The following is a 12,600-nucleotide window of genomic DNA, read 5'->3' as shown; positions in this document are numbered from 1 at the left end:
TTATGATTCTAATATAATTTAAGACTGAACATTCGGTCAATAGAAAATCGTGATGAAACAAAATCAAAACAAAAAAAGCCGCCAATGGCGACTTCTTAAACATGCGATAATCCTATCGAGAATTGATGAGGGAAGCCCGGTTGGCCTTTGAACATCAGGACACCCTCACTGACTAAACACCAGATTCTGTAGATGATGAAGGAGTAACTTATATGTTGCTTTGAGATTTCCAATATTTTAGTCACGACTTCTCCAGCACTAACCATATCACCAGGATTCTGTTTATCTAGCAGCTCCATGACCGATTTAACAATAACCTCGTCCAGTTTATCCTCTTGGCAGCCCATCACTTTTCCCTCTTCCCAGAGTCGAAGCACATAATCCTGTCCTGCCAGCTCCAACCATTCTGATTCATATCGCTGCCTTAGATCAGAATTCAGAGGGATCCCCTCACCGTAATTTCTGACAATATCTATGTATTTATCTCGTTCGACCAATGCCTGAGATAATGGAGCATCATCCTGCCCCGTATCTTTGAGAATTTGCGTCACATTGACCACATGGACTGGACGTTCCCGCTCCCTCAGCAGATACATTGCAAATCGAAGTCCCGTTTGATCATGGGCGTTATCCCCACACCATATCACAACGGTTTTGTTCTCCGGTATATTCTTTAGCGTATCTATCATGCGCTCGATTTGGTGTTCCTTGTTTATACTGTCTAAATAATATGAATCCCTGTCATGTTCCATCAACCAAATTCGCCTCCGGAGCTGCCCTTCCTTTGTGCTCAATTCCGTGATGGGACCGACTGAAAACCAATCATTAAATGCGACTACCCGAGATTCCTCCCGTTTTCCAAGTTGACTGAGCACAACTTTTAATGAGCCGGCTTCAGAGAGACTGAACACAATATGGACGTGAGTTTGAAGCTCCTCTTCCTGCTGCCGCTGGTTGTCAACGGTTCCTATATGCTTTTCCAACAGATTATACAATCTCTGACCGAACACTCTATCTTCATGCTCACCATTCGTTGAATCGTGTATCGCTGTATTCAGCAACTGACGAAGTAAAAGCCAACGTTCTCTTTCTCCAAACCCGCTTAATTTCTCCAAGAGTTTATCGATTACGATCCCTCCCAAACTTTCAGCTTATCCATATTAAAAAAAACAAGAAGCTCAATCACTTCTTGTTTTCATCACAGCTGCCACGCTTCGATGCCGCATCCAATACCGACTGGATCGTTTGCTCCTCCAAATATTGATACAATTGCCGTTCGGCGCCGTCCATCACCTGTTTGACCAGGCATACGCACTCACGGGGATTATCCTTGTGCATCTCGGCAGCCTTCTCATCGGCTAGCAAACGATGCTGCTGCGAATTGAGATTGGAGCATTCAAACAACTGCTGTCTTCCTTCAATTACCTGTATCACTTCAAGGAATGTAATCTGCTCGGCGGTCTTTGCCAGCTCGTAGCCTCCGTTCACTCCCGGCACTGCTCGCACGATTCCATCCTGTCTCAACTTGGACATGATTTTGGATAAGTAGCTTTCCGAAACGCCCAGCGTCGCAGATAACTCCTTGATTCCGATGTTCTGGTCACGCTCCGAATGAGCCAAATGGATTAAGGCGTGTAGAGCATAATCAACGCTTTTGGAAAACTGTATGACGGTTTCCTCCTTTAATTCGAATGACATGGACCTGTGATATCCATTATATTAATTCGGATTCTTTTTTGCAATGAATCGACGTTTCAGAGTGAAGCATGGGCCTTCAAAGATTACATCCTTCATGAATCAGTCCGTATGACTTCCTTGTTCTTGTAATCGATCACGAACTTCTGTCAGTGCAAAACCAAGCAGATTCGTTCCACGCCATTTCATGGGATTGTCAGCGTTCGGATCATCCTTCGCCAAGCCGATTCCCCATATCCGATCAACAGGACTTGCTTCGACCAAAATCCGATTTTTCGTTGTGCTTATATACAACCTTAATTCCGGGTTCTGCTCGAACTTAGCCAAATTCCCGCGCTTCACAATGTCATAGCAATGGCGCTCCCAAACCTCGTTATCAAAGGATTGGACAGCACGACCGAATGCTTTCATCTCTTTGGGATGTTTAGCCTTCATAATCGCTTCCAGCATCTTATGATCGCCAAACAGCCGTGCTTTTTCTGCCATCATATATTGCTCAGTACAGTTATAAGATACGCCATCTATTACAAAGGTGCATTTCCACCACTGACTGAAGCAGCTGTTATTGACGCTGCCGTCGGCTGGAGGCGTATGACCCCAGAAAAACAGAAACTTCCGTTTCCCCCCGGCCAGATAGGTCTTTTGTAAATCTTGGATGCTGTATATCAAGTGAACACCTCCTGATTCTATTGATGAGACAGTCCAAAAGACTATTTCAGTGTGTTGCTATTCGGAGGATAGTACATGCCCGATGTGTCCTTGAACCATTCGAAGATATGGGATACACACACCTTGAGAACCGCATAGCCAGGAACGGCTAACAGAATGCCAACCACACCGAACAGATTACCGGCCGTCAGTATGACGAAGATAATCGTAATGGGGTGAATCTTAAGCGTTTTGCCCATGATTTGCGGTGAGATGAATTTCCCTTCGATTAATTGTACGATCGTCCATACCGCTACCATCTTCAGCAGCATGACCGGAGAAGTAACCAGAGCCACAATTAGGGCAGGTGTAATCGCAATTGCGGGGCCCAGATAGGGCACCACGCTGGTGAACGATGCAATAATCGCCAGAATCAACGCGTAATCCAGACCGATGATCATATAACCGATATAGAGCAGAATCCCAATACAGAAGCTCACAATAATCTGCCCGCGGATAAACGAGCTGATCTGATGATTGATATCCTGAAGCACATGCAAAATTCCGGAACGACTCTTCGTCGGCAGGAAAGACAATATTTTCTGAGGGAGCTTTTTGCCATCTTTCAGCATATAAAACAGCACAAAAGGTACGGTCACGATCGATAACACAATCTCCGTAAAAGCACCCAGGAACCCGCCCACTCTGCTCCACGTATGGTTCAGAATTTCCGTTGCTTTCTGCGTGACGGTTGTCCACCACTCTTGGGAATTAATGTTCATTGTTTCTTGGATCTGATTATACAACTCGCTGCCCGTTAGATCTTCAAACTGCTGTCTAACCTTCTCGCTATATGTCGGGAAATTGTCAATCAGTCCCATAATCTGGTTGCGCAGCACCGGAATGACCGCGAGCACCACGATCGTTAGAATACCGGCAATAACCAGATATAGGATCAGGATGGACCATCCGCGCTTGATTTTCCTTTTCTCCATCAAATCCACCAGGGGGTTCAGCAAATAATAGAGGATCCCTGATAAAATGATCGGTAAAACGATTGTCTTGAGTAACACGGCGAGCGGATGCAGCACAAACGAAATCTTGCTTATAACCAACACGTTGAGTCCAACCAGCAACAGAACAAGCAAAAGAAGCACAAACTTATTGTTCAAGAAAAAGCGCTTGAACCGATCCGGCCAAATACGGGGTTGCTCCATACATGTCCTCCCTTACTTATGTATACATATTCAAGATGTAAAGCTGGGCATCGATTCACGACACCGAAAAAATCCGCCAAAAATGCCATCTTCATTCTTTTAACTATAATGTTTGAACGGGGCACATGTCCAGTTTACCAAGTACCAACTAGAAGATATGTTCAGGTATTTACTGATATTAATAGAACAAGCCCGCATGTCATGAAGACACGCAGGCTGAAGCTGTTCAGTGTTGTTATATTACAAGTACCGAGAAATAATGCGCACCAATTTTGCTGGCAGCTCATTCAGGTTGGTAATATCCAAAAACCTCTCGGCACCATAGATCTGACTAATGACATCCTTGTCTTGACCGATGGCTGCCGCCAGAAATTTGACTCCTTTTCTTTCGTATTCAGATAGAGTCTGCTGCATGTCCTGAATGGCCAGACTTCCGGTATAGTCTTCCATGGCTTTAGGTTGCCCGTCGCTGATGCTGATCAACAGCTTGGTTTGCTTCGGTGAAGTTGCTAACCGTTCCGCCATAATTCTTAAAGCCATACCATCCCGATTATTACTTCTGGCTCGGATCCCCATTAGCCTGAACCGATCACGGACATCCGGTTGATTGTAATCGGCATAAGCGAAGATGGCCATCTGCTCCAAACGGGAAACATCCGCAGTATCCCCATAAATTAAAACAGGAATATGGCAAATTTGACAGAATTCATAGACTGCGATGACCGCCCGCTTGGCCGCCTCCAATCTTCCGAAAGCAGCCATCGATGCGGATTCATCCACCCTCAAACCGACCACAAGACCAGGGGATTCCGTCGGAGGACGCTTCTTGGCAAAATACCTGAAATCGCGGTAGGCCACACTGTCTGCCTGAAATTTAGAACCGTAGTAATGGTTTTTGGCAAATTCTGCGGTTATCTCGTGCTCCAATAGCGGCAGCGTCTGTCTGGCGATTTCCCGCACGATGGGCATAAGCCCCTTACTCAGACTCCAATATTCCTCCTGCTGGATCGGGTCGTATTCAGGACGATGAACGATCAGCTTAACAGCCTGATGAATCGAATCGGACACGATGGATCTGGAGACTTGATTCAGCTTTTTGCGGAAGTCCCGCTCCTTCTGTTTCTCCTCCTCCGTCATGGGTTCGGGATTGGCCTGGTGATATTGCGGTGATCCGTCCTCCCCCGAATCCGTACTCTCCATATCCGCTGACTCATCCAAAGGAAAGGATGTGCTGCCTTCGCTTTCAGCGGACTTTTTTAACCGGATACCTTCTTCCCCAGCCTGCCCATCAGGAATAAAATCCAGGTCGATATCGCTGTCCCAGGTCGTGATCTCCACTGCCTCTGCATTTCGTTTATTATTCATTTCAAGCGGGACTTCCTCTAACATATCCATTAAGCCTTCGCCTTCCAGCGCATCTTCCAGCAGTTTGATCTCTTCCGAATCGGTTGTTATCTTGTAGATCACTTTATGATAAAGGGATTCCCTCACAGAAGCACCTTGAGCAACGGCATCCACCCAATAGAAATAAGAACGCATGCCAGACACGCCTTTAATGGCATTAGCTCGGGCTGTTTTATCCAATAGGATAATGACTCTTGCCAGTACGTCCAGCATTTCATCGTTCCGATAACCGGTTTTGGCCATTGCCCGCTCCATCATGATCTCTTTGGTCGGCAGGTCCATCTTCTCCGTATGCTGAACCCGGTCACGCAATGCCTCGTTAAGCGGCCTCGATCCCGCATAACTGCGGTTTGCCGTGATCACCGCTATGGAATCCGGATGCCGGTGCACGATCTCCGTTGGGAGATTAAGACTGCCGCTCGGCTCCAATGCGGAATTCAATGCCATCAATACGCCAGCGTCCCGAATCACGTTCGGTTCCTGTATTTCCAGCAGATAGCCCTTTTGAAAAGCTCTGACGATCTCGGAAGCGTAAAATCGATACTCTACAGCTCCATCCTGAGCGTTATTCGCGGCCAGCTTCAATAATTGCTTCATCTTTGCGGAAGCCATCTCTTGCGTAATCCCCAGCGCCTCCATTAAAATCTCCGTCGAGCTTCGAAAGCCGTCGCTTTCGTATAATGCTCTCAAGGCCGCTTGGTCCGCAGCTTCCAACTGCTTCATTCGATCAGATGAAATAACCGGCAAAATGGCTCCGAGAATATCCGATTTATCCATATCGGCAAAACAAGTTACTTTAGTATAGGGTAACCTGAAGTTTGCGGACAACGCCTTGGCGAGCTGCGTTTTTCCGGAGCCGGCATCTCCCTCCAATAGAATATTGGCGATTTTCATCTCGCCGCGATGCCAATTACGCTTGATTTCATTCGTGATTCGCCGTTCTTCCTCGCTTACTTTATGCGTTAATGGTTTTTTCCAGACAAGGCTCTTTTCTTCCTCAGTTAATGCTCTCCCAGGAGACAGCACGTTAGATTCATTGTCATTCTGGTCTTTCATGACTGCTCACCTCCAAACTCTCGTTAACACTGAACGCAGGAAAAGCCTCGTAACTCCCCGTTCGGCGACTTTCTCATCGTACATAACCCAATTCTTCTAGCATTCTCGTTAAAGTGCGCAGACGTTCTCCAATCATCTCACCGTTATCGCTCAATGCCTCGTTGAACAGCTTGATATCCTCCTGAATCTGTTCATTATCCGTGCAAACAGCCACCGTCATGGCGTTCCCCTGCATTCCGATCCGATCGATCATAGGATTTTGTGGGTCATATAAATGTTCAAATCTATAGGCTTCGCTAAAATGTGTCAGGGCACTGCAAATGAGAATAGATAAATCTAGAATTCGATGAATGGGTAACTCATCCGATGGACTGGTCCCTTGTTCCTCTGCAGCTCTCCATATCTTGGCGGCAATATGCGCCCTACCATCCTCGTTCTGCTCGGTCAATCCCAAAGATAGAGCTCCTACGTCTGTCTTAGATGCAAATCGTCCATCCACTTTTCCATAGTTATCCGACACAATCACGGGTTTATGATTTGTAGAAGTAGGTATTTTCATGGCTTCTCCTCTTTCCTAAATAACAAACGATTTGTGTTTAGATCTATTTATATAATAGACAATTTTAATATTGTTGTAAAGAATGGTTTGCCAAGCTTCAATTGAATAACACTCTGGAAAGGAATATATTCACACAGTGGCCGATTCGTCGATGCCAGAACAAACAAAAGGCTGCCGCTCTATTACCGCGACAGCCTTGGTACAGCTGAGGTATTCCAATGAACTTCCTACTCCAGATTAAACGCTGCTTCAAGCTCGCGAATCCGGTCGTCATCGATGTGTATGACATTGCCGAGCGTTCTTGCCGACAGAATGGACTTGGCGCTGTACTCGGCAACTTCCAATCGGTCAAACGCGTTAAGCAGACTCTGACCGGCAACAATGACACAATTATTATTCACGATGGCAATCGGCGTATTCGCTTTAAACAGCGAAGCGGTACGCTCAGGCTCGTTGTAAACCGCATGAAAGGGAAGCTTTGGCATTCCGCGAAGCAAGATATAACTCTCTGGAATCGTTCTTGAATCGAAAGCGGTATCGGTTACGGCAAATGCCATAATGTTGGGAGGATGCGCGATAATGACCGAATGGACATGCGGCTGCATTTTGTAGATCGCTTCATGGAGAAAGACAGACTTGCTTGGCTGTTTGCCAGCCTCAGCTTTGCCGTTCTCTATACGGACCAGGTCACCCGGTTTCAGATCGTTGCGGTCTTTACCGTAGGGTGTGATAACAAAATCATTTCCAAACAATCGATGGGAAAAGGTGCCCTGCGTGCTTGTGAACAATCCTTGTTTATACGCACGCCGCATTAGTGCGCACATATCGCGGCGAATTTCTTTTTCCTCCGACGTGCAGGTGTCATAGATATACGTATCCAGCTGCTGCGTGCTTTTGTTACGGACAGTATCGTAATCCTCATCGGTCAGCAGGATGGGATTTCCGATGCGACGCGCCTCGATCTCCAGCCGCGCACAGAAGTCCAGGGTTTCAAATCGGTTAAACGCTTGAGAAAGGTCTCCAGCTCCGACCACAACGCCATGGTTCTCCAGCATGACCGTGTCGATCCCGCGCTTGAATACAGCCGCAATGTTCTCCCCGAGCTGCTCGCTTCCAGGCAGGGAATAAGGCGCGATCCCGATCTCGCCGCAGATCTGCCGTTCGTTCGGAAGCAGCCTGGTATCCGGAATGCGCCGGACAATGCTGAACGAAACCAGTGCGGGCGGATGTGCGTGAATGATCGCTTTCAAGTCCGGACGAGCTTGATAGATAAGCCTGTGAAACGGAAACTCGCTGGACGGCTTGTGAATTCCCAGGACCGTGCCGTTCTCCTTCACGCATACCATATCCATCCGGGTTAATGAGCCTTTGTCCACCCCGGCCGGTGTGATCCAAATATCTCCGTTCTGGCCCTTGATAGACAGATTGCCCCCGGACGTGGTCGTCATGCCATGGTTGTAAATACGATTGATAAATTGAAGGAGCAAATCTGCCGGATGCAAAAACTCCTGATTCATTCCTACCACCGCCTTATCCGATTGTGTTTGTTTAGTTTTGTTTATTTTTATTATACTGTTTTTCCTATTGATAAGCGATCAAGATTGTGGCAAATACATAACAAGTAGAAAATTAGGATTCGTATCATCAGCTCTGCACCAGATTGTTCATAATTGGCGTACTAATACGAAAAGTCGCCTAAGTGGCGACTTTTTTACCTTTTATGATCGAATGCCAATATCACGAAGCAGAATGGTTCCACGCTTGGTCAGGTTGAACTCAATACGAATCTTGCTCAACTGCTGCGGGTTGAAGTCGGGTTTTATTTTGTAATAATCGTCTAACGGGAAATCATAGCTTTGAAATACGGGTTCCGAAGTCTTCCCTGCATTCGAAAACGGCCATTTCAGCAGTTTACCCTCGATGACGGGCGGCACTTTGGATCGATGGCTAAGGGGAAGGCTTGCCTGATGTCCATGTTTGTCTTCCACGGTAATCGTTAAATTGATAAGCTCTTTCGGGTCGCCGATTTCCTCTGTTTTGCGTGCATCAGCCAGCGAAAATACGATCGAACTTTCCTGCCCTGTTCTCACCCCGTGGTCCGGCAAAGTAACCGTATAGGATGCGGGCCCAGGCGGGCCTTCCGAATTCCAGCCTAAGCGAACGGCGCTGTATTCTGCTTCGCCCATTTTAACCTTCACCTTTTCCTCCTTCCATTGCTGGAGGTTCTCGCCCATCAGGATGCCGCCGGGAATTGTGGTGCTCTGCAAATCAACGTCTTCCTCATAATCCGCCAGTACAATCGTTTGCGAATCGTTATAATTGTTGATGTACAGCGTATCGGGGAGCCATTCTTTGGCATAACCCAAATCTCTGAACACCTCCCGGTATTGCCTTTGGTCCTTCAGCGTGGCATCCAGAAACGAAGATATGAGCACTTTTGCAATGGTTTCCTGTTCATCCCGCGGCATGATTTGACGTAGGTTAAACAGTTGGTTCCCCAAGCCTGCCATATCCCCTCTGCCCCAGCCTCCGTTAAACTGGCCATGGTTGGCTCCATAAATATAGACCAGTGATTTCATGTAATTTGTGCCCTTGGTATAACGAATCCGGTGATATTGCTTCGCACCGTTCAAGCTGTTGACATCCATATCATGAGCTCCATGCAAAGCTAGATAATTCACGTCTTGCAGCGGTAGAAGTTTACCTTGGGGCTTATAAAACCCGTCCGTTCCCGCAATGGAAATGAGAGAGCGGATCGAAAAGTTATAATCAAACTTGATATCGCCATGGTCCGGATGACGGCCAAGCTTGTTATAGGCTGCCGCGATCGCGACCGCTTCGCCGCCTCGGGAATGCCCGATGAGGGCGATTCGTTCCATATCGACCTTTTGATAAAACGGATGGTCCGGATCGCTGTTCCATCCCTTCCAGGTTTGCAAATGCTCTAGCAGCAGCAAACCCCTTGCCGGATTTTCACTCAGCAGCGGGCTAATCAGGAACATATCCTCGTATGGGGAGACATTCAGGAAATTTTCATCCACAGAGACAAAAATATACCCTTTGCTCGCCAGCAGCCTGCCGAGATATTCATAACCCGGATCGGAATAATCATTCATTAAGTGATTACCATGTACGATCAAAACAAGCGGAAAGGCACCCTCCCCTTCGGGATACCACACTTTACCGTTTAACGGCATGTCCTCGGGTCCAAATCCAAGCGACTTCGTACGCAAGGACGACCATTTCTCAACAAACTTGGACGCATTCACCGTTTGAGTGGTTAGGGAACCGCTTTGGTTAAACTCTTTCCTGTAGTTGTCGGGGCTTCCGTATAACAGGCTTTTGACTGGATACTCGCCTTGTTCAGCAGGGTTTTTCATCGCCGTGCCATCATATCGGGCTGAAGTTTTCAGCTGTTTCAAGGTCACGTCCGGAGCGGCTTCATCCCCGGCCCGAATCAACCAAAAGCTGCCGGCTCCAATCACGACAGTGATCAGGGACAAACAGGCCATGGCGCCGATTTTCCTAGTTTTGGACGCTTGCTTGTAACTTCCTGTTGCAAATTTATAAACCAATGCACCAAACAAAGAAAAAACAACGGCAAACAACACGATGAAAACTACCGATACTTCCAGCGGCCCCATGAAACAGAACAAAAGCATGATGGGGGAGCACAGCAATATCCAAATATAACGGCTTGGCAGTTTTTTGACCCCGTGCAGCAATAATGCAGCCAGGCCGCTTATAAGCGCTGCCGCTAAGACAAACAGAAATGTACCTACGATGAATTTACCGAAACCATGCCCCGTCAATAGATAATTGGCCTGTATCAGAATCAGGATAAAGGCGATGGCGCCAAGCCCAAGTGACGCACCCTTCCATCCAGGGGATAACCTCCCCCGGCGCTTCCGGGTTGCCATTATTCTTCGAAAAAAGGTAACGCCCTTCTCTGTTTCTTTCTCTTTTTGTATTTCCAATCTCTCCAGTCCTCCTGTATACCCATATCGTTATTGGTTCTACTTATGAGGTTACCGGATAACTCTTTCGCTTCGCTTTCCTGAATCTTTCAGTAATCTTACAATTCCGTAGGAATAAAAAGAATGAATTTCGTTTGCCCGTTCGTGGTCAGCGTGATGTTACCCCCATGTTTTTCTACCACTTGTTTGGCAATGGCAAGCCCTAGACCCGTACCCCCATCGCTTTTTCGGGCTTGGTCTCCCCGGACAAAGGCATCGAAGACCTTTTCCTTGATGACATCCGGGATTCCGATGCCATCATCTGTAATGTGAATTTCGACACCTTTCCCCGTCGCTGCCAATTTCAATTCAACAGTTGTACCGGGCGGGTTGTATTGGATTGCATTGGACAGGATATTGGAAACCGCCCGATATAACCAGGTCGCGTTGAATGGTACGATGATTTCACGATCGGGAATATCGTAATGGAAATGAAAATTCTGTTCTTCGAACACCCCGTAATACTCGGCTGCAATTTCCCTTGTGAATTCTGTAATGTCGGATGCCTCAACGGCAAAAGGATAGTCGGGACTATCCAGCTTGGACAGCTCGAAGATACCGTCGATCAACTCCGACATCAGACCGGCTTTGTCGGAAATCAAACGCAGGATTTTTTGCCTTCTCTCTTCCGAATCGACGAGCCCCACTTCCATCGCTTCAATATAGCCCTGAATGGTGGTCATCGGAGTCTTCAGGTCATGGGAAATGTCGATCAGCATTCGCTGCTTGCTCTCTGCAAGCTCCCGATTTTCCTTCTCCATCCGTTCAAGCCGCTCCGCCATATCATTGAAATCGTCCTGGATTTGCGCCAGTTCATAACTCGCTCGGAAATTTAATCTTTGGTGGTAGTGCCCGCGAGCGATGTTTCGGATGCCGTCCGCAATCGATCGAAGCGGAGTCGTGAGCCGGGAAGCCGTCCATCTTCCGAAGACATATACGGTAATTGCAAACAATGCGAGAAAGAGCAGCAGGGCTTGGAAGGCCATTCTATAAAATACTCTCTCATGCTGATCGCTGTCCATGCCTGGCACGGCTGTTGGACTGCCTATGACTCCAGCCTCCGTCTTGACCGGTCCGGTAGCCTCCATAAAATAATCCATGATCAACGCATTTAATACAAATAGCGAAAACGCGGCAATAAGTGCAATCGTAACAAAGAAAAAAATATATTGGCGAATCAGCGAACGCTGCAGGCGATTAGGAGATTTCATGGCTGTAACTCATCTTTCTTCGCAAACCGGTAACCGAGCCCGCGAATGGTTTTGATATAAACAGGTTTCCTTGGATAAGCCTCGATTTTATCGCGCAGCCTGCTGATCTGCACCATAATGGCGTTATCGTCAGCCAGATAATGCTCGTCCCAGGCTTGTTCAAAAATTTGCTTTTTCGTAAATACGCGCCCCGGCTCCCCCATTAGCAGCTTTAATAATTTGTACTCGATCGCACTCAGCGAAATCGGCGTTCCCTTGATGTACAGCATGCATTCGCGGTGATCCAGCAGCAAGTCCCCAATGCAAGTTTCGGATAACGGCGGAGCTTTCGACGGCTCATTAAACTCATAAGAACGTCTTAACTGGGCCTGAATTCTCGCCATCACTTCGAGCGGACTGAACGGTTTGGACACATAATCGTCTGCCCCCAGCTTAAGACCGGTTATTTTATCAAGTTCCTGATTTTTGGCCGAAATGAGAATGACCGGAATTTTGTAATCCTGCCGCATCATACGGAGCAGCTGGAATCCATCGATGAACGGCATCATGATATCGAAGAGCGCGAGATCTACATGCTTGCTTCGTAGATGCTCTAGGGCTGCTTTCCCGTCGAAAGCTTCCAGCGTCTTATATCCTTCTGCGTCCAGATAGAGTTTAAGCATGTCGATAATATCCGGATCATCATCGACCACAAGTATCGTTTTAGGCATGCAAGCATCCTCCTCCAAGTAATATATGGTTCTCCTTGGGGGGCTGATTTCCTTTTTTGGCCCCCCACATGGATCGTCGGAGGT

At 47.3% G+C, this 12,600-nt stretch carries 10 protein-coding genes; all 10 read right to left on the bottom strand.

The features are described 5' to 3' along the window. Positions 1 to 95: 95 nt before the first annotated feature. The 10 genes from CRG97_RS14995 to CRG97_RS14950 all read right to left on the bottom strand — a co-directional run bounded on the left by CRG97_RS14995 (position 96) and on the right by CRG97_RS14950 (position 12,516). Positions 96 to 1,142, bottom strand: a complete 1,047-nt coding sequence (locus CRG97_RS14995; protein WP_237566408.1) for a DUF1835 domain-containing protein — start codon at positions 1,140 to 1,142, stop codon at positions 96 to 98. 40 nt (positions 1,143 to 1,182) lie between these two features. Then, positions 1,183 to 1,668 (bottom strand): RrF2 family transcriptional regulator, encoded by a 486-nt coding sequence (locus CRG97_RS14990; protein ID WP_098745145.1) that lies wholly within the window; start codon positions 1,666 to 1,668, stop codon positions 1,183 to 1,185. Between the two features lie 129 nt (positions 1,669 to 1,797). Further along, positions 1,798 to 2,364 carry an NADAR family protein gene (locus CRG97_RS14985; protein WP_098744280.1) on the bottom strand — a complete coding sequence of 189 codons (567 nt, stop codon included), beginning with the start codon at positions 2,362 to 2,364 and terminating at the stop codon, positions 1,798 to 1,800. A gap of 41 nt (positions 2,365 to 2,405) precedes the next feature. Next, positions 2,406 to 3,560, bottom strand: coding sequence for an AI-2E family transporter (locus tag CRG97_RS14980; RefSeq protein ID WP_098744277.1), 1,155 nt, complete (start codon positions 3,558 to 3,560; stop codon positions 2,406 to 2,408). Positions 3,561 to 3,800: 240 nt separating this feature from the next. Then, positions 3,801 to 6,020, bottom strand: coding sequence for an AAA family ATPase (locus CRG97_RS14975; RefSeq protein ID WP_098744274.1), 2,220 nt, complete (start codon positions 6,018 to 6,020; stop codon positions 3,801 to 3,803). Between the two features lie 73 nt (positions 6,021 to 6,093). Beyond that, entirely contained in the window at positions 6,094 to 6,579 is a 486-nt protein-coding gene (locus tag CRG97_RS14970) for a DUF6530 family protein (RefSeq protein ID WP_098744271.1), read from the bottom strand. Positions 6,580 to 6,806: 227 nt separating this feature from the next. Then, positions 6,807 to 8,096 (bottom strand): class II aldolase/adducin family protein, encoded by a 1,290-nt coding sequence (locus CRG97_RS14965; RefSeq protein WP_098744268.1) that lies wholly within the window; start codon positions 8,094 to 8,096, stop codon positions 6,807 to 6,809. Positions 8,097 to 8,297: 201 nt separating this feature from the next. Beyond that, positions 8,298 to 10,556 (bottom strand): bacitracin amidohydrolase BahA, encoded by a 2,259-nt coding sequence (gene bahA, locus CRG97_RS14960; RefSeq protein ID WP_098744265.1) that lies wholly within the window; start codon positions 10,554 to 10,556, stop codon positions 8,298 to 8,300. Positions 10,557 to 10,654: 98 nt separating this feature from the next. Then, positions 10,655 to 11,806 (bottom strand): HAMP domain-containing sensor histidine kinase, encoded by a 1,152-nt coding sequence (locus tag CRG97_RS14955; RefSeq protein WP_098744262.1) that lies wholly within the window; start codon positions 11,804 to 11,806, stop codon positions 10,655 to 10,657. Continuing rightward, the gene (locus tag CRG97_RS14950) at positions 11,803 to 12,516 is read right to left on the bottom strand and encodes a response regulator transcription factor (RefSeq protein ID WP_098744259.1); all 714 of its coding nucleotides are present in this window, start codon (positions 12,514 to 12,516) and stop codon (positions 11,803 to 11,805) included. Before CRG97_RS14950 ends, CRG97_RS14955 begins: the two co-directional genes overlap by 4 nt. Positions 12,517 to 12,600: the final 84 nt, after the last annotated feature.

This window comes from Paenibacillus sp. EZ-K15, from assembly GCF_002573715.1.
In the GTDB taxonomy this organism is placed as follows: Bacteria; Bacillota; Bacilli; order Paenibacillales; family Paenibacillaceae; genus Paenibacillus_AQ.
This window is presented reverse-complemented; position numbering and strand designations above follow the sequence as displayed.

Bases quoted from the DNA above. Each gene is read 5' to 3' on its own strand.
- CRG97_RS14965 (WP_098744268.1), bottom strand. From the start codon at position 8,096: ATGAATCAGGAGTTTTTGCATCCGGCAGATTTGCTCCTTCAATTTATC.
- CRG97_RS14980 (WP_098744277.1), bottom strand. From the start codon at position 3,560: ATGGAGCAACCCCGTATTTGGCCGGATCGGTTCAAGCGCTTTTTCTTG.
- CRG97_RS14955 (WP_098744262.1), bottom strand. From the start codon at position 11,806: ATGAAATCTCCTAATCGCCTGCAGCGTTCGCTGATTCGCCAATATATT.
- CRG97_RS14950 (WP_098744259.1), bottom strand. From the start codon at position 12,516: ATGCCTAAAACGATACTTGTGGTCGATGATGATCCGGATATTATCGAC.
- CRG97_RS14970 (WP_098744271.1), bottom strand. From the start codon at position 6,579: ATGAAAATACCTACTTCTACAAATCATAAACCCGTGATTGTGTCGGAT.
- CRG97_RS14975 (WP_098744274.1), bottom strand. From the start codon at position 6,020: ATGAAAGACCAGAATGACAATGAATCTAACGTGCTGTCTCCTGGGAGA.